Source organism: Microbacterium sp. PMB16, from assembly GCF_051294855.1.
Classification (GTDB): Bacteria; Actinomycetota; Actinomycetes; order Actinomycetales; family Microbacteriaceae; genus Microbacterium.
The window spans coordinates 2,705,529-2,721,563 of the sequence record NZ_CP145908.1; the positions used below are offsets into that span (position 1 = coordinate 2,705,529).

A 16,035-nucleotide genomic window follows, 5' to 3' on the forward strand; every position below is an offset into this window, starting at 1 on the left:
TCAGGAGCCTCTCAACCTCGCAGTGGCCGCTCTCTGGTCGTCGCGTCACATTCGAGCCTGAGAGCGGCCGGTGTCAACCCCCTCCGACCGGATGCCACCGCCGCGCTAGCGTCGCCGCAGGAGGTCACACCATGGCTGAGACGAAGACGACCAAGAAGGCTGCCGGCACGACCAAAGGCGGAGCGAAGACCACTCGACGGCAGAACGCAGAGAAGGGATTCACTGCTTCCCCCGACCTCGCGGCCAACCTGCAGTCGGTGCTGGTCGACCTGCTCGAACTCGCGACGCAGGGCAAGCAGGCGCACTGGAACGTCGTCGGACGAAACTTCCGCGACACGCATCGCCAGCTCGACGAGATCATCGATGACGCGCGAGCCTTCAGCGACACGGTCGCCGAACGCATGCGCGCGCTGCACGCGGTCCCGGACGGCCGCAGCGTCACCGTCTCGGCGACCACGACCCTCCCGGAGTTCCCGGCGGGCGAGGTGTCGACGTCGGAGACGATCGACCTGGTCACCGTGCGCCTCGAGGCCGTCGTCTCGACCATGCGCGATGTGCACGACGACGTCGACGAAGCGGATCCGACGTCGGCCGACATCCTGCACGCGGTCATCGAACGCCTCGAGCAGTTCGCGTGGATGGTCAGTGCGGAGAACCGGAGTCCCGCGGGGCGTTGAGCCTGATGCGTGCCGGGTGTGACCGGCTCACTCCTCGCCGGTCACGTCGGAACGTCGCCGGCCGCGCATGACTCGCGGCAACGCCAGCCAGAGGGCGATGACCAGCACCAGAGCCGCCACGAGCGCCACGATCCCGGTCGTACGGTTCACCGTGAAGTCGACGATGAGCGTGGTCACCCCGATGGTCAGCGCACCGATCACCGCGAGGTCGATGCGCACGATGCGGGCGGCGATCCGCACCAGATCCGGCTTGCGGCGGTGCCCGAACAGAGCCCGGTGCATGCCCACCGGTGCGAGTGCGAGGATGGTCGCGATCGCGGAGAGAGCGACCAGGACCACGTACAGGTCGCGCTGCAATTCGTCCATGTCGGAGAAGCGCGGCTGGAAGGCGACGGCGAGGAGGAACCCGGTGAGGATCTGTGTGCCGGTCTGCATGACCCGCAGCTCCTGCAGGAGCTCGAGCCAGTTGCGGTCCGCCCGTTCGTTGGGCGTCTCATCGCGACCGTCCGCCCGGTCGTCGACGTCGGGCTCGTCCCGGGGCAGATCTACTGTCATGCTCTCAGTGTCCTGCCCGCGATCCCGTGATGTCCAGCGTCGCGCGCTGCCCGCACGAAAGAAGGAACGATGACCCTTCCCCCGATCGACGACTGGTGGTCGGAGCTGTCCATCGACGCCCAGCGTGCCGTGCTCGGCAGCGGTACTCCGCATCTCGGCGAGGCCGTCCGCGAGGAGATCCGCGAGATCACCGGCGCGGTCGTCGGGATGCTGGAGACGCTGTCAGACGACGAGCTGAAGTACGCGCGCGCTCATTTCGACTCCGAGTCAGACGGCTGAATCCTCTTCGCGGAGGCGCGGTTCGGTGCGGCGGTCGGGCCGGACCCCTGCTTTATCGGCGTAGAAGGCGCGGATCCGGTCCATGTCGGCGGCGACGTCGCCGCTGAGATCGAGTGTCGGCCCGAGACCGGTTGTCATCGTCGTGCGATCGACGAAACCGAGAGTGACCGGCATCCCGGTCTCGCGGGCGATCCGGTAGAAACCGGACTTCCAGTATTCGTTGCCGCCGCGCGTCCCGTCGGGAGTCACGACCAGCCCGAACACGGTACCGGCATGCACCTGTCCCACGACCTCCTTCACCACGCGGGCAGGGTCCGTGCGATCGACCGGGATGCCGCCGAGGCGGCGCATGATCGGCCCACGCCATCCGCGGAAGAGACTCTTCTTGCCGAGCCAGTGCACGTCGATGCCGAGTCGCCAGGCGATCGCGAGCATCAGGACGAAGTCCCAGTTGGACGTGTGCGGAGCGCCGACCAGCACGGTCGGACGCGTCGGTGCGGGTTCGCTCGAGAGTTTCCAGCGGCTGAACGCCCAGAACAAGCGGGCGAGGAGTCGTTTGAGCATGGATCAACCGTAGGGGAGTGGGCTATCGATCCGCTGCTGGGGCCGACGCGCGGGTCGAAGCGGCCGCGGTCAGAGCGGCCGCCGTGCGCGGGTCGAGTCCGGGGACCGCGTCCACCGGAACAGCGAGCGCCAACAGCGCGCGGCTGAAGTAGTTCCGCGCCGAAGCCGCAAGGGTGATGTCGACGATCTGCCTGTCGGTGTAGCCGGCGTCGCGCAGCGCCTGCGTATCGGCATCCGTCATCGATGCGGCATCCGCCGACAGCCGCGCCGCGTAGGCGACGACCACTTGCTCTTCGGGTGTGAAGCCGCGGTCGTCTCCGCTCGCGAACGCGTCGAGGTCGCTCGCATCGAGCACGCCGGCGCGCAGCGACTTGCGGCCGTGGGCCAGGAGGCAGTGCGTGGAGCCGATGGCGCGCGCCGCCCCCAGCGTGGCTGCTTCGTAGACGCGGATGCCGATGGAAGGCACGATCGCGCGGATCAGGTTCTCGAAGGCGACGTGAGCGTCGGGATTGATCGCCATCGCCCGGGTGTGGGTGAACACGAAGCCGTCGTCATCGAGGTCGCCCGCATACATCTCGGCCGCATGGCCCGTTGCGGTATCCGGATCCGGTGGAGTGATGATCATCGGAGCTCCTTCGCGTCCCTGGCCGAGGCAGTCACGGACACCGTCGCCCGGGCCCCCTGCGAACGATACGCCGCGTCGATCGGGCACGAAAGAGCGAGTCGGCGCCATCGCTTCCCGGCAGGCGTACCATCGAAGGATGACGAAATCGCAGCAGGACTCCGTGGAGCAGGACGCGCCGCTCGCGCCATTGCCGCTCGCGGACGCCCTGAACCTGCTCGACGCTGACGCCGCCGGCTATTGCAGCAATGGCGTCTGCCACTTTCCTGCGCCGAAGACGCAGTAGGAAGCAGACGCCATCGCGGCGGAACTCAGCCGGTCAATGACCCTGGGTCAGTGACCGCCGTGGAACCCTTCGCCGGCATCGTCGGCGGGCTTGCGGACGAACGGACTCAGAGCGACGGCGGCGAGCGAGATGATCGCGGCGATCAAGAACGCCATCCGCGCTCCGGGTGCGCCGGCCACGGCCGTGGTCAGTCCCTCGTCCTCGCCCGCGTGCAGGATCGACGAGTAGGTGACCGTGAGCAGTGCCACACCCGCGGCGCCACCGACCTGCTGCAGCGTGTTCAGCACGGCCGAGCCGTGCGAGTACAGCGAGCGCTGCAGTGAACCGAGCGATGCGGAGAACAGCGGCGTGAACGACATGGCCAAGCCCACCGACATTCCGGCCTGGACGATGATCAGCACCCACCAGACCGTGTGCTCGCCGACCGTCGAGTAGTAGAACAGTGCGGCCGACACGAGGATCGTTCCGGGGATCAGCAACGGTCGCGTACCGCGGGAATCGTAGACGCGGCCCATGATCGGGCCGAGCAGACCCATCAGCACCGAGCCGGGGAGCAAGATGAGCCCCGACTCGAGTGCTCCGAGCCCGGCGACGTTCTGCAGGTACTGCGGGAGCAGCGTGAGCGTCCCGAACATCGACAGCGCGAGGATCGTCATGATGATCACCGAGAACGTGAAGTTGCCGGCGCGGAACACCCGCAGGTCGAGCAGCGCATCGTCGACCCGCTGCAGCAGCAGCTGACGCCACACGAACAGCGCGAGCGACACAGCGCCCACGACGAGCGCGATGATCCCGGCCGTCTCACCGGAGCCACCTTCGCCGCCGAACTGGCTGAGTCCGTACACGATGCCGCCGAAGCCGAGAGCGGCGAGCGGGATGGAGAGCACGTCGAGCGGGACGATGCGGGTCTCGCCGAGGTTCGTCATCCACTTCGCGCCCATCGCCAAGGCGACGACCGCGATAGGGAGGATGATGGCGAAGAGCACCCGCCAGTTGAACGCCTCGAGCACGGCGCCGGCGAGCGTCGGTCCGATCGCAGGCGCGAGCGAGATGACCATGCCGACCCGGCCCATCATCCGACCGCGCGACTGCGGCGGCACGACGTTCATGATCGTCGTCATCAGCAGCGGCATCATGATGCCCGTGCCCGCGGCCTGGATCACACGGCCGACGAGCAGTACGCCGAATCCCGGCGCGACGAGCGCGACGAGCGTGCCCAACGAGAACGCGACCATCGCCGCGATGAAGACCTGTCGGGTCGTGAAGCGCTGCAGGATGAATCCGGTCGTCGGGATGACGACCGCCATGGTCAGCATGAACGCGCTGGTCAGCCACTGCCCGAGCTCGGGCGGGATGCCGAGATCCGTGTTCAGATGCGGGATCGCGATGCCCATCGTCGTCTCGTTGAGAATGGCGACGAAGGCGGCGACGAGGAGCAGCCAGATGACCCGCATGTCGCTCCGGGAGATCTCACCCGGAGCGGTGGCGGTGGTCGGAATGGAGCCGGTATCGACGGCAGACATGAGCGGCCTCCTGGGCGATGAGAATGAGGGGGATGGTGCGAGAGATCGCGAAGTCATTCAGCGTAACCACAGGTTCCGACATTTCATTCCGATCTTCGTGAAATCCGCTGTGAGCGGAGGGCGCGGCCCTCCATGTCTCCGGGGCTGGGTACGCTGGCGCCATGAGCATGGGCGGCGGCAGGGGCGGAGGACACGGCGGCGGCTTCCGCGGTGTCGATGAGGATGCGCAGCGCCGACTGAACGCCGAGGCTCCGCGCATCACCGGGCTCGGCGCGCGTGTGATCGCGCTCTTCCGCGCCTACCGCTGGCGCATCTTCTTCACCGGCATCCTCGTGGTCCTCGGCGCGGGCATCGCGGTGATCCCTCCGCTGATCGTGCAGCGCATCTTCGACGACGCGCTCTTCCCGGTAGAGGGAGGGGGCCCGCACCTCGAGGTGCTGGGCTGGTTGGTCGCGACGATGGTCGCACTGTTCCTGTTCTCGGCGGTGCTCGGCGTCGGGCAGACGTGGCTGACCGCGACGGTCGGCAACAGCGTCACGGGCGACCTGCGGGTGCGGTTGTTCGAGCACCTGCAGGCGATGGAGCTCGGATTCTTCACCCGCACCAAGACAGGCGTGATCCAGTCGAGGCTGCAGAACGACGTCGGCGGCGTCTCCGGGGTGCTGACCAACACGGTCACGAGCATCCTGGGCAACGTCGTGACGGTTGCGGCCTCGCTCGTCGCCATGATCCTGATCGACTGGCGGCTCACTCTGATCGCCGTCGTCATGATGCCGTTCCTCATCTTCGTGCAGCGCCGGGTCGGGCAGGTCCGAGCCCGGATCGCGGGCGAGACGCAGGAATCGCTCTCGGAGCTCACCTCGATCACGCAGGAGACGCTGAGCGTCTCGGGCATGCTGCTGTCGAAGGCGTTCAACCGGCAGCGCACCGAGTCGGAGCGCTACCAGTCCGAGAACCGCAATCAGGTTCGACTCCAGGTGCGGCGGGCCATGAGCGGGCAGGGGTTCTTCGCGGTCGTGCAGGTGCTGATGGCCAGTGTCCCGGCGGTCATCTACCTCGTCTCCGGCTACCTGATCGACGGCGGCACCGACGCGATCACGGCGGGCACCGTCGTGGCCTTCACGACCGTGCAGGCGAGGTTGCTGATGCCGCTGATGGGGCTGATGCGGGTGTCGCTCGACCTGCAGACATCCTCCGCCCTCTTCGCCCGCATCTTCGAGTACCTCGACCTGGTGCCCGAGATCGAGGACGCGCCCGACGCGATCACGGTCGACGAGGCGCCGGGGCCGCGGGGGCGCATCGAGTTCACCGACGTCGTCTTCCGGTATCCGGATGCTGCGTCGGATTCGCGCCCGACGCTCGACCACGTGTCCTTCATCGCAGAGCCGGGGCAGCACGTCGCCTTCGTCGGACCGTCCGGAGCGGGGAAGACCACGATCCTGTATCTCGCGCCGCGGCTCTACGAGGCCAAGGGCGGTGCCGTGCTGTTCGCCGGAGCGGACGTGCGGTCGCTCACGCAGGAATCGATCATCGACCACATCGGCATCGTGTCGCAGGAGACGTATCTCTTCCACGCGACGATCCGCGAGAACCTGCTGTACGCGAAGCCGGGCGCGAGCGAAGCGGAGCTGATCGAGGCCTGCACCGCGGCGAACATCCACCACATCATCGCCGGGTTCGAGAACGGCTACGACACGGTCGTCGGGGAGCGCGGCTACCGGCTCTCCGGCGGGGAGAAGCAGCGCATCGCCATCGCCCGGGTGCTGCTGAAAGACCCGCCGGTGCTGCTGCTCGACGAAGCGACCTCGGCCCTCGACACGGTGTCGGAGCGCGTGGTTCAGGAGGCTCTCGACGAGGCGGCGAAGGGGCGTACGACGCTGTCGATCGCACACCGGCTCTCGACGGTCATGGGCGCCGACGTCATCCATGTCGTCGAGGCGGGTCGGATCGTCGAGTCCGGCACCCATGCCGAGCTTCTGGCGGAGGGCGGGCTCTACGCCGACCTCGCGGCGCAGCAGGTGGCGGCGTCGCGTGTGCTGGCCACCGAGGTCGAGGTCGAGGATGCCGCGACAGGGGGCGTCGGAGCGGCGTTCGCCGACCGTCGCGCCGATCGCGCACCACACGACTCCGCGGGGGCCGATGCGGTCGCTGCGCTCACGGCAGCGGTTCCGCTTCTCGCCGAGCCGCGCGCGGATGAGCGGGTCTATCCTCCCGAGACCTGAGCGGCACTCCGCCGGACTCAGTGGACCGAGAGCCCACCGTCCACGAAGAGCGAGTGGCCGGTGACGTATCCGGAGCCCGCGCCCGCGAGGAACACCGCGGCTCCGGCGAAGTCGCTCGGCAGGCCGTTCCGCCCGATCATGGTGCGGGCGGCGAGTTCCGCGATCTTCTCCGGATCCTGCTGCAACCGCGCGTTCAGCGGCGTGAGCACGAACCCGGGGACGAGGGTGTTGCTGGTGACCCCCGTGCCGCCCCACGCTTCGGCCTCCGACCGCATCAAGGACTCCACCGCGCCTTTCGACGCACCGTAGATGCCGCTGCCGACGAAGGCGCGGTGCGCCTGCTGGCTGCTGATGTGGATGAGTCGGCCGTACCCGCGCTGAGCCATGCCGCGTGCGTAGCGCTGACCGAGCAGGAACGGGGCGAGGGCGTTCACCGTCATCGTCGCGTCCCAGTCGTCCTCGGTGATCTCGGGGTACGGCGGACGGATGTTGATGCCGGCGGAGTTGACCAGGATGTCCGGTTCGCCGAAGGGCTCGGCGGCCGCCTCGGCGACAGCGTGGATGCCGGCGCGAGTGCCGAGATCGCCGATGACGCCGGCGGCGCGGCATCCGCTCTCCTCGAGGTCGCGGACCGTCTCATCGATGCGCTCGCTGCCGCGTGCCACGATGACGGTCGCCGCTCCCGCGCGGGCGAGGGCGGTGGCGATGCCGCGGCCGATGCCCGAGCTGCCGCCGGTCACGACCGCGGTACGCCCTTCGAGCGAGAAGAGCGAGGCGAGATAGTCGTTCATGGATTCACCGATCGTTCGATCACCAGGAGAGCGCCGCCGCGATGGCCTCATCGGGCGAGGCGTCGGCGTATTCGGGAAGGGTCTGGAGCTCGTCGATGAACACCGCGACTTCCCTGGCGTACTCCGGGTCGTCGTGCGTGGCGGCGATGTCGAGCAGCGACGGCATGTCCATCGCGAGGATCAGGTCGAGCCGCGCGGTGACAGCGGCGCGCTCACCGGCATCCTGCAGCACGCGGATGCCGCCGCGGAGCGCCCCGAGGTAGTCGCGGAGCACCGGGAGCTGAGATTTTCCCTGCGTGATCGAGGTCCCGTCGGGGCGGATTCGCCACCGCACCACGACGTCGGGGATCGCATCGAACGACCGCGCCCTGGTGTACATCTGCTGGGCGACGATCTGGTCCTCGTACGCGACGCCCTCCGGAAAACGCAGGTCATGCCAGAAAGCAGTGCGACTGACCTTCGACCAGGCGACGATGTTCGACACCGCGCGCGGGTGGTCTGCGAGCGAGGTGCCGAGTCGTTCGGGGTCGGTCGCCGCTGCGATCCACGGCTGCACGCGGCCGGCGGTGTAGGCGTCACCGTGCGGGCGCAGGCGCACGTAGGCTCCCGCCACGAAGTCGCTGCCGGTCTCGTCCAGCGTCGCGGTCAGGCGCGCCAGGGCGTCGGGCGTGAGCTCGTCGTCGCCGTCGAGGAACCCGACGTACGGGGTGTCGACGAGAGCGAGCCCGACGTTCCGTGCCGCGCCGAGCCCGCGCGAGGCCTCATGCCGCACCACGGTGAAGCGCGGGTCGTCGCGCGCGGCGTCGGCGAAGATCGATCCCGTCTCGTCGGTCGAACCGTCGTCCACGAGGATGGCGCGCCAGCGCTGCTCACTCTGCGCACGCAGCGAGTCGAGGGCGGCCGGGGCGAACGCCGCGACGTCGCGCCCGGGGACGATCATCGTCACGATCGGTGCGGAGGCAGTCACCACGCGAGTCTACGGCCGGGGAGTCAGCCCGAGACCGCCTGCACAGAATCCGCGACGAGAGCGGCCAGACGCTCGGGGTCGTCGCCTGCCAGGGGGTGCCGTCCGAAGGTGAATCGCACCGATGTCTGCGCGACCTCCGGTGCGATGCCGCAGGCGAGCAGCATGTGCGACGGCTCATCGCTGCCTGCCGCGCAGGCCGAGCCGCTCGACGAGATGACACCCCGGCGTTCGAGCTCCAGCAGCACCGACTCCCCGCTCGTGCCGGCGAACGTGAAGCTCGCCGTCCCCGGTAGACGGTGCTCGGGATCGCCGGTGAGCGCCGCCTGCGGCACCCCCCGCAGCACTCCGGCGATGAACCGCGCGGTGGCAGCGCCGACCGCCGCGGACGCGGCCTCGCGGTCGGCCTCGGTCAATTCGAGCGCGGTGGCCAGCGCCACGGCTCCGGCGACGTTCTCGGTACCCGACCGCCGACCTCGCTCCTGGCCACCGCCGTGCAGAAGCGGCTCGAGCGGGATGCGCCCGCGCACGGCCAGCGCGCCGATGCCCTTGGGGGCGCCGAGCTTGTGTCCCGCGATCGAGACCGCATCCGCCCCGATGTCGCGAAGCGGCAGCCATCCTGCCGACTGCACGGCATCCAGGTGCAGCGGGACGCCGGACGCATGCGCGGCCTCTACCAGGGCTGCTGCATCCTGGATCGTTCCGATCTCGTTGTTCGCGTGGCCGACGGAGACGAGAGCGGTGTCTTCCCGGATCGTGTCGGCGACGTGTGCGGGAAGGATGCGTCCCGCAGAATCCACCGGGAGCATCGTCACCTCGACTCCATGGAAGCGGCGGAGGTAGTCGGCGGACTCCAGGATCGACTCGTGCTCGATGGGCGAGACCACGAGGTGCCGTCGCCCGGCGCTGAGGGCTGCGAGGACGATGCCCTTCACGGCGAGGTTGTTCGCCTCGGTGCCTCCGGCTGTGAACACGACGTCGCCGGCGCGCATACCCAGCACCTGCGCGACTCGCTTGCGCGCATCGTCGAGGGCGCTCGCCGCAGCTTCGCCCGCCGTGTGGTGGCTGGAGGGGTTGCCGAACACCCCGGTGAGGTAGGGGCGCATCGCGTCCAGCACCTCCGGTCGAACCGGGGATGTGGCTGCGTGGTCGAGGTAGAGCACCGTGGTCAGTCGATCCGCAGGTCCAGGCCGAGATCGAGGGCGCGTGCCGAGTGCGTCAGTGCCCCGACCGAGACCACGTCGACCCCGGTCTCCGCGATGGCGCGCACGGTCTCGAGGTTGACGCCGCCGGATGCCTCGACGGTCGCGCGGTCACCGATCACGGCGACGCCCTCGCGCAGGTCGTCGAGCGAGAAGTTGTCGAGCAGCACCGTGTGTGCGCCGCCGTCGAGGACCGCGGCGATCTGGTCGAGGCGATCCACCTCGACCACCACATGGGTGGTGTGCGGCAGGCGCGACAGCGCATCGCGCAGGGCGGTGGCCAGGTCTGCGCCGGAACGCTTCAGCACGGCGAGGTGGTTGTCCTTCGCCATCACCGCGTCGGACAGGGAGTAGCGGTGGTTGCGGGCCCCGCCGGACACGACGGCGTGCCGCTCGAACGCGCGGAGGCCCGGCGTGGTCTTGCGCGTGTCGGCGATGCGCGCTCCGGTGCCTTCGACCGCGTGGACGTAGGCGGCGGTCAGCGTCGCGATGCCGCTCATCCGCTGCGTGAAGTTCAGTGCGACGCGCTCGGCGGTGAGGATGCTGCGCGCCGAACCCGATACCGACGCGAGCACGTCGCCCGGGGCGAACTCATCGCCGTCGCCGACGTGCAGGTCGACGACGAGCGCGGCATCCGTGAGGGCGAAGGCCGCGGTGAACACTTCGCCGCCGCTGAAGACCCCCGCCTCGCGAGCAACGAGGTCGGCCGTGGCGGTCGCTTCCGCGGGCAGCAGGGTCGTGCTCGTCAGATCGCCCCAGGGGGCGTCTTCCTCGAGGGCGGCTCCGACGACGCGCGTGAGATTGGTGGGTGTGAGCATCAGACGGTCTCCAGAATCGGTGCGGCAGCGGGCGCGGTGCTCTCCGAGAGGCGGAAGTGCGCGCCGACCGAACCGGCGCGCGAGAGGGCGGCGGATGCTGTCGCCTCGGCGATCAGCAGCAGGTTCGCGTCCTCGTGGTCGGCGGCGGTCTGCGGCACGGACGCGCTGGCGCGCCACCCGCGCACCGTGTCGAGCGCAAGCTGCAGCCCTTCGTCGGTACGCAGCAGCCCGACGTGATCCCACATCAGCTGCTGCAACGACGCGCGGGAGAAGCGCTGCGCGGAGCGAGACGAAGGGTGCTCAGGAGCCGCGGAGCGAGACGAAGGGCGCTCAGCGGTCGGCCCACGCCACGGTTCACCGAGCACGGCCGCGGCCCTGGCGCCGAACACCGCGCCCTCGAGCAGGGAGTTCGACGCGAGGCGATTGGCGCCGTGCACGCCGGTGCGCGCGGCTTCCCCGACGGCGAAGAGTCCGGGAATCGTGCTGCGGCCGTGGAGGTCGGTGACGATGCCGCCCATCAGGTAGTGCGCCGCCGGGGTCACCGGGATCGGCTCGCGCGACCAGTCGAAGCCGCGTTCCCGCGTCACCCGGTCGATCGTCGGGAACCGTGTCGCGAGGGTTCCGGCACCGAGCATCGTGGCATCCAACCGCACCGGCGACCCCTGCGCCGCGGCCTGGCGGGCGATCGCTCTCGACACGACATCGCGCGGTGCGAGCTCGCCGTCCGGGTGGCTGTCGAACGCGAACCGTCGACCGCGGTCGTCGATCAGGGTCGCGCCCTCGCCGCGCACGGCCTCGGAGATGAGGAAAGCGGCGCCCGACGCGAGGATCGTCGGATGGAACTGCACGAACTCGAGGTCGTCCACGGCCGCGCCCGCGCGGATCGCGGCGGCGATGCCATCACCGGTGGTGCCTGCGGGGTTCGTCGTATGGGCGAAGAGGTGCCCGGCCCCGCCGGTCGCGATGATCACCGCATCGGCCCGGAGTTCGGTCGTCGCATCGTCGAGGAGCAGACGGATGCCGCGCACCGCGCCTCCCTCGACGATGAGGTCTGTCACGAACGCGTGCTCGACCACGCCGATGGATGTGCGTCGGACGGAGTCCACGAGTGCGCGGGAGATCGCGGCCCCGGTGGCGTCTCCGCCGGCGTGCACGATGCGCGCATGACTGTGCGCCGCCTCTCGTCCGAGCAGCAGAGTGCCGTCAGCATCGCGGTCGAAGGCGACGCCCCGGGCGATCAGCTCGGCGATCCGCTCCGCGCCGTCTGCGACGAGGACGTCGACGGCCTCGGCCTCCGACAGCCCGGCGCCGGCGACCATCGTGTCTGCGGCGTGCTGCCGTGCGGAATCACCGGCCCCGTAGACGCCGGCCACTCCGCCCTGCGCGTAGCCGGTGCTGCCGTCGCCCAGACCGCCCTTCGTCACGACGGTCACTTCGTGCCCGGCTTCGTGCGCGTGCAGGGCCGCCGTGAGCCCCGCGATGCCTGAGCCGACGACGAGGACGTTCATCGTGCTCCTGCCATCACCGGCGGCTTGGCCGCCAGCATCCGCTCCAATGCCACCCGCGCCGGGTCCGCGACGTCGTCGGAGACGGTGATCCGGTTGGGCGTGCGCCCGGCGACCAGCTCCTCGAGCACCCACGCGAGGTAACCGGGGTGGATGCGGTACATCGTGGAGCAGGGGCAGACGACCGGGTCGAGGCAGAAGATCTCGTGCTGCGGGTACTGGGCGGCGAGGCGGCGGACGAGGTTGATCTCGGTGCCGATCGCGAAGGTGGTCGGCTCGGTCGCCGCATCGATCGCCCGGCGGATGTACTCGGTGGAACCGGCCTCGTCCGCGGCGTCGACGACCTCCATCGGGCACTCCGGGTGCACGATGACCCGCACACCGGGGTGCTCTGCACGCGCCTGATCGATCTGCCCGACCGTGAAGCGGCGGTGCACGGAGCAGAAGCCGTGCCACAGGATCACGCGGGAGTCGACGAGCTCCGCCGCGGAGGAGCCGCCCAGCGCTCGCCGCGGGTTCCACATCGGCATCTGCTCGAGCGGCACGCCCATGGCCTTGGCGGTGTTGCGCCCCAGGTGCTGATCGGGGAAGAACAGTACGCGCTGCCCGCGCTCGAACGCCCACTCCAGCACCGTCTCGGCGTTCGACGAGGTGCAGACGATCCCGCCGTGGCGCCCGACGAAGCCCTTGATCGCGGCGGAGGAGTTCATGTACGTCACAGGGATCACCGGCACACGGCCGTCGGCGTCGGGCGCGTCCAGGTCGCCGAGCACATCGGCGAGCTGCTCCCAGCAGTCCTCGACCTGGTCGATGTCGGCCATATCGGCCATCGAGCAGCCCGCGGCGAGGTTGGGCAGGATCACGGCCTGCTCGGGGCGGGAGAGCAGATCGGCGGTCTCGGCCATGAAGTGCACGCCGCAGAACACGATCGCCTCGGCATCCGTCCGGCCCTTGGCCGCCGTCGCGAGCTGGAACGAGTCGCCGACGTAGTCCGCGTGCTGCACGACCTCCTCGCGCTGGTAGAAGTGGCCGAGGATCACGACGCGGTCGCCCAACGTGGCCTTCGCGGCCCGGATGCGCTCATCGAGGTCGTCGTCATCCGCCTCGCGGTACTCGGCGGGGAGCTCTCCCTGGCGCGGCGCGCCGGTGGGGATGACGTCGCCCATCGACGAGCCTGGCCCGTAGCCCGGGCGGGTGTCGAAGTCCCAGGGCCCGACGGCGAGGTCGGTCGTACAGGTCGCGTCGGTCGATTCGCCGGCGACGATGGCCTGGATCGCGTGGTCGACGGAGGGATCCAGGGAGGGGACCGCAGGCGTCGGGACGAAGGTGATGCTCATCGGGTGCTCGTTTCTTCGGAACCGAGCGGGCCGCGGTCGGCCAGCTCGACATCGGTGTTGTAGCGGTACAGACGTGCAGGTCGGTGGTTGCCGGTGCGGAACCGGTCGGTGGGGAGCAGATTGCCCGCGGCCTCCACCTGGCGGCGGAAGTTGGCGGGGTCGAGATGCTTGCCGAGGATCGCCTCGTACGCCTCGCGCAGGTCGGCGAGAGTGAACTCGGCGGGGAGGAATCCATGCGCGACGCGGCTGTAGCCGACCTTGTTGCGCAGGCGCCAGAGGGCGTATTCGATGATCTTCGCGTGGTCGAAGGCGAGTGCGGGCAGGGCGTCGATGTCGAACCACTGCACGTTCTCCGGAGCGTGCCCCGATGCCAGGTGCGCGGCGCTCTGCGCGACCACGTCGTCTTGCCGGAGCAGTGCCCAGTACACGATCGAGACGACGCGGGTGGGGGAGCGGTCGACCGCGCCGAAGGCGTAGAGCTGCTCGAGGTAGCTCGGCGCGAGGCCGGTGGTCTCGGCGAGGGTGCGCGCCGAGGCGTCGACCGGCGATTCGAGTGCCGTGAGCCACCCGCCGGGGAGAGCCCACTGCTGCGCGAAGGGCTCACGCGTCCGCAGCACCAGAGGCAGTGAGAGAACGGGGGCGCCGGTCTCCGCGCGGCGCAGCGTGAGGATCACCGTCGAGACGGCGACGCGGATGCTGCGACTTTGAGTCATGGTTACCTTAACCTCCCGAAAACGATCTTAGTGTCATCCAGACTCTTAGTGCGCGCAGATGACGCTTTTTCTCGCCGAGTCCGAAACGTTATCTCCGGACCGTGAGGAGGCTTGTCCACCGCGGGAGGGTTTGTTAGGTTACTGTCCTAACAAACCCTTCGAGGTCGGCGTTTCGCCCCTTTCGGGTTTCCACGAACCCCGAAAGGGGTTCAGCTCCATCCGGAGAAATCCCTCCTGCAGTGCAGCACCGAGAGGAAACACAGAATGATCCGTAACGGAAAGCGCAAGATTGCGCTCACCGCCGTCGCGGGGGCATCCGTCCTCGCCCTGGGCCTCGCCGCCTGCGGCACCGGCGGCGGCGGCGATGACGGCAATGCCGACAGCGACCGTGCCCTTCGTGTCTGGGCGGGAAGCCAGACCCCGATCGCCGCGAACTACAACCCTTTCGCCCCGACCGTGCTCCACGGCGCGCTCGGTCCCATCTACGAGCCGCTGTTCTTCTTCAACAAGACGTCGGACTCCGAGCCCGTCGGCCTGATCGGCGACTCGTACGAGTACAACGAGGACGGCACGGTGATCACGATCACCATCAAGCCCGACCTCAAGTGGAGCGACGGCGAACCGCTCACCGCGAAGGACGTCGCGTTCTCGTTCAACTACGACGCGAACAACCCGGAGGGCAACGGCCTGGTCTCGGCGGAGGCCACCGACGACACCACCGTCGTGCTGACTTACTCGGCCGCGCAGTACACGACCGAATTCCAGCGCCTCGGCTCGACGTACATCCTGCCGGAGCACGTCTGGGCCGAGGTCGACGACTTCGCGAACTTCGCGAACGAGGAGCCGGTCGGATCCGGCGCCTACGTCGTCGACAAGACGACCAGCGAGTCCTACACGCTCGTCGCGAACGAGAACTTCCGCGATGCTGACAAGCTCGGCGTCAAGAAGGTCCAGTACATCGCGGTGGACAACAACCAGACCGCGCAGGATCTGCTGGCCGCGGGCGAGCTGGACTGGACGGGCATGTTCATCCCCAACCCGGATGACGTGACGGGCAACGGGAAGATCAGCTGGGTCAACACCCCGCAGGACCCGACGGTGCTCTACACCTGCTCGAACGCCGACCTCGGCTGCACCGGTCCGCAGACCGACGTCGCCGTGCGTCAGGCGCTCAACGTCGCGATCGACCGCGCCACGATCAAGGACAAGGCGTTCGTCGGTCTCACCGGCGACATCTCCCCGACCTTCGCCCTGCTTCCCCGTGACGAGAAGTGGGTCGCGGACTCCGCCAACGAGGTCAGCCCGCAGGAGGCGAACGCCGCCGAGGCAGGCGAGATCCTCGAGGCCGCCGGCTACACCAAGGACGGCGACTTCTACGCGAAGGACGGCGTGCCGCTCGAGCTCACCCTGACCTCGGTCGACGGATGGACGGACTACAACGACGCGGCCAAGCTGATCGTCGAACAGGCTGCGGCTGCGGGCATCAAGGTCACCGCCTCGACGGTGCAGTGGCAGGAGTTCTCCGACTCCCGTCAGGGCGGCGAGTTCCAGCTGATCGTCGGCGGAATGATCGGCACCTCGGTCGCAGACCCGTTCCAGATCTACCGCGACTGGGTCGGCGGCACCGCCGTGCAGTCGACGAGCCCCGTCGGCACCGAGATCCCGGCCGGACGCTGGAACTTCAGCCGTTACGACAACCCGAAGGTCGACGCCGCCATTCAGGCAGCCGTCAGCACCAACGACGAGGCGGAGAAGAAGGAGCTGTACGGCACGATCCAGACCGAGATCGCTCGTGACCTTCCTTACATCCCGCTCGTCATCAACGCCACGCAGACCTTCTACAACACGAAGGACTTCACCGGCTGGCCGACCGAGGAGGAGATGTACGCCTTCCCGCCGTCCTGGGGTGCGATCGCGGCAGGGTACATCCTGACGCAGCTGCAGCCGGCCAAGTAAGCGGAAGGGATGGGGAAGCAG

General features: G+C 69.0%; 16 protein-coding genes. 5 read left to right on the forward strand and 11 right to left on the reverse strand.

The genetic code is table 11. The annotated features are described in order from the left end of the window. The first annotated feature begins 131 nt into the window (after positions 1 to 131). Entirely contained in the window at positions 132 to 677 is a 546-nt protein-coding gene (locus tag V5D55_RS12985; protein ID WP_435743637.1) for a Dps family protein, read from the forward strand. Positions 678 to 704: 27 nt separating this feature from the next. Here V5D55_RS12985 and V5D55_RS12990 read toward each other — a convergent pair whose 3' ends face one another. Then, on the reverse strand, positions 705 to 1,232 hold the full coding sequence (locus tag V5D55_RS12990; protein WP_435743639.1) for a DUF6328 family protein: 528 nt from the start codon (positions 1,230 to 1,232) through the stop codon (positions 705 to 707). Between the two features lie 69 nt (positions 1,233 to 1,301). Between V5D55_RS12990 and V5D55_RS12995 the strand changes: the two genes are divergently transcribed. Continuing rightward, positions 1,302 to 1,511: a hypothetical protein gene (locus tag V5D55_RS12995; RefSeq protein ID WP_435743641.1), complete on the forward strand. Its 210-nt coding sequence runs from the start codon at positions 1,302 to 1,304 to the stop codon at positions 1,509 to 1,511. Here the strand turns inward: V5D55_RS12995 and V5D55_RS13000 are convergent. Both V5D55_RS13000 and V5D55_RS13005 read right to left on the reverse strand, forming a co-directional pair. Beyond that, complete coding sequence (locus V5D55_RS13000) at positions 1,500 to 2,075, reverse strand: 1-acyl-sn-glycerol-3-phosphate acyltransferase (protein ID WP_435743643.1); 576 nt, start codon at positions 2,073 to 2,075, stop codon at positions 1,500 to 1,502. The genes V5D55_RS12995 and V5D55_RS13000 overlap by 12 nt on opposite strands. A gap of 22 nt (positions 2,076 to 2,097) precedes the next feature. After that, the gene (locus V5D55_RS13005) at positions 2,098 to 2,700 is read right to left on the reverse strand and encodes a carboxymuconolactone decarboxylase family protein (protein ID WP_435743645.1); all 603 of its coding nucleotides are present in this window, start codon (positions 2,698 to 2,700) and stop codon (positions 2,098 to 2,100) included. A 136-nt stretch (positions 2,701 to 2,836) separates the two neighbouring features. Here V5D55_RS13005 and V5D55_RS13010 point away from each other — a divergent pair, with 136 nt between their 5' ends. Next, positions 2,837 to 2,983, forward strand: coding sequence for a hypothetical protein (locus V5D55_RS13010; RefSeq protein ID WP_435743647.1), 147 nt, complete (start codon positions 2,837 to 2,839; stop codon positions 2,981 to 2,983). A gap of 47 nt (positions 2,984 to 3,030) precedes the next feature. Here V5D55_RS13010 and V5D55_RS13015 read toward each other — a convergent pair whose 3' ends face one another. Next, positions 3,031 to 4,506 carry an MDR family MFS transporter gene (locus V5D55_RS13015; RefSeq protein ID WP_435743649.1) on the reverse strand — a complete coding sequence of 492 codons (1,476 nt, stop codon included), beginning with the start codon at positions 4,504 to 4,506 and terminating at the stop codon, positions 3,031 to 3,033. Positions 4,507 to 4,673: 167 nt separating this feature from the next. On the opposite strand from V5D55_RS13015, the gene V5D55_RS13020 reads away from it, so the two are divergent. Continuing rightward, positions 4,674 to 6,728, forward strand: a complete 2,055-nt coding sequence (locus V5D55_RS13020; RefSeq protein WP_435749301.1) for an ABC transporter ATP-binding protein — start codon at positions 4,674 to 4,676, stop codon at positions 6,726 to 6,728. A 17-nt stretch (positions 6,729 to 6,745) separates the two neighbouring features. On the opposite strand, the gene V5D55_RS13025 is transcribed toward V5D55_RS13020, so the two are convergent. Genes V5D55_RS13025 through V5D55_RS13055 form a run of 7 tightly spaced genes read right to left on the reverse strand, consistent with a single transcriptional unit; the run spans position 6,746 to position 14,058 of the window. Beyond that, positions 6,746 to 7,519 carry an SDR family NAD(P)-dependent oxidoreductase gene (locus V5D55_RS13025; RefSeq protein ID WP_435743651.1) on the reverse strand — a complete coding sequence of 258 codons (774 nt, stop codon included), beginning with the start codon at positions 7,517 to 7,519 and terminating at the stop codon, positions 6,746 to 6,748. Positions 7,520 to 7,538: 19 nt separating this feature from the next. Continuing rightward, on the reverse strand, positions 7,539 to 8,486 hold the full coding sequence (locus V5D55_RS13030) for a glycosyltransferase family 2 protein (protein ID WP_435743653.1): 948 nt from the start codon (positions 8,484 to 8,486) through the stop codon (positions 7,539 to 7,541). 23 nt (positions 8,487 to 8,509) lie between these two features. Then, entirely contained in the window at positions 8,510 to 9,646 is a 1,137-nt protein-coding gene (locus V5D55_RS13035) for a cysteine desulfurase family protein (RefSeq protein ID WP_435743655.1), read from the reverse strand. Positions 9,647 to 9,651: 5 nt separating this feature from the next. Next, entirely contained in the window at positions 9,652 to 10,503 is an 852-nt protein-coding gene (gene nadC / locus V5D55_RS13040) for a carboxylating nicotinate-nucleotide diphosphorylase (protein ID WP_435743657.1), read from the reverse strand. Beyond that, a complete protein-coding gene (nadB, locus tag V5D55_RS13045) occupies positions 10,503 to 12,011 on the reverse strand; it encodes an L-aspartate oxidase (protein WP_435743659.1) in 1,509 nt (502 codons plus the stop codon). The genes nadC and nadB overlap by 1 nt, the downstream gene beginning before the upstream one ends. Next, a complete protein-coding gene (nadA, locus tag V5D55_RS13050; RefSeq protein ID WP_435743661.1) occupies positions 12,008 to 13,345 on the reverse strand; it encodes a quinolinate synthase NadA in 1,338 nt (445 codons plus the stop codon). Before nadA ends, nadB begins: the two co-directional genes overlap by 4 nt. Further along, positions 13,342 to 14,058, reverse strand: a complete 717-nt coding sequence (locus V5D55_RS13055) for an NUDIX hydrolase (protein WP_435743663.1) — start codon at positions 14,056 to 14,058, stop codon at positions 13,342 to 13,344. The genes nadA and V5D55_RS13055 overlap by 4 nt, the downstream gene beginning before the upstream one ends. Positions 14,059 to 14,322: 264 nt before the next feature. On the opposite strand from V5D55_RS13055, the gene V5D55_RS13060 reads away from it, so the two are divergent. Continuing rightward, the gene (locus V5D55_RS13060; protein ID WP_435743665.1) at positions 14,323 to 16,014 is read left to right on the forward strand and encodes an ABC transporter substrate-binding protein; all 1,692 of its coding nucleotides are present in this window, start codon (positions 14,323 to 14,325) and stop codon (positions 16,012 to 16,014) included. Positions 16,015 to 16,035 lie beyond the last annotated feature (21 nt).

What these genes read in the sequence shown, in the direction of transcription:
- V5D55_RS12985 (WP_435743637.1), top strand. Translation starts at nt 132, where the DNA reads ATGGCTGAGACGAAGACGACCAAGAAGGCTGCCGGCACGACCAAAGGC.
- V5D55_RS12990 (WP_435743639.1), bottom strand. Translation starts at nt 1,232, where the DNA reads ATGACAGTAGATCTGCCCCGGGACGAGCCCGACGTCGACGACCGGGCG.
- V5D55_RS12995 (WP_435743641.1), top strand. Translation starts at nt 1,302, where the DNA reads ATGACCCTTCCCCCGATCGACGACTGGTGGTCGGAGCTGTCCATCGAC.
- V5D55_RS13000 (WP_435743643.1), bottom strand. Translation starts at nt 2,075, where the DNA reads ATGCTCAAACGACTCCTCGCCCGCTTGTTCTGGGCGTTCAGCCGCTGG.
- V5D55_RS13005 (WP_435743645.1), bottom strand. Translation starts at nt 2,700, where the DNA reads ATGATCATCACTCCACCGGATCCGGATACCGCAACGGGCCATGCGGCC.
- V5D55_RS13010 (WP_435743647.1), top strand. Translation starts at nt 2,837, where the DNA reads ATGACGAAATCGCAGCAGGACTCCGTGGAGCAGGACGCGCCGCTCGCG.
- V5D55_RS13015 (WP_435743649.1), bottom strand. Translation starts at nt 4,506, where the DNA reads ATGTCTGCCGTCGATACCGGCTCCATTCCGACCACCGCCACCGCTCCG.
- V5D55_RS13020 (WP_435749301.1), top strand. Translation starts at nt 4,674, where the DNA reads ATGGGCGGCGGCAGGGGCGGAGGACACGGCGGCGGCTTCCGCGGTGTC.
- V5D55_RS13025 (WP_435743651.1), bottom strand. Translation starts at nt 7,519, where the DNA reads ATGAACGACTATCTCGCCTCGCTCTTCTCGCTCGAAGGGCGTACCGCG.
- nadC (WP_435743657.1), bottom strand. Translation starts at nt 10,503, where the DNA reads ATGCTCACACCCACCAATCTCACGCGCGTCGTCGGAGCCGCCCTCGAG.
- nadB (WP_435743659.1), bottom strand. Translation starts at nt 12,011, where the DNA reads ATGAACGTCCTCGTCGTCGGCTCAGGCATCGCGGGGCTCACGGCGGCC.
- nadA (WP_435743661.1), bottom strand. Translation starts at nt 13,345, where the DNA reads ATGAGCATCACCTTCGTCCCGACGCCTGCGGTCCCCTCCCTGGATCCC.
- V5D55_RS13055 (WP_435743663.1), bottom strand. Translation starts at nt 14,058, where the DNA reads ATGACTCAAAGTCGCAGCATCCGCGTCGCCGTCTCGACGGTGATCCTC.
- V5D55_RS13060 (WP_435743665.1), top strand. Translation starts at nt 14,323, where the DNA reads ATGATCCGTAACGGAAAGCGCAAGATTGCGCTCACCGCCGTCGCGGGG.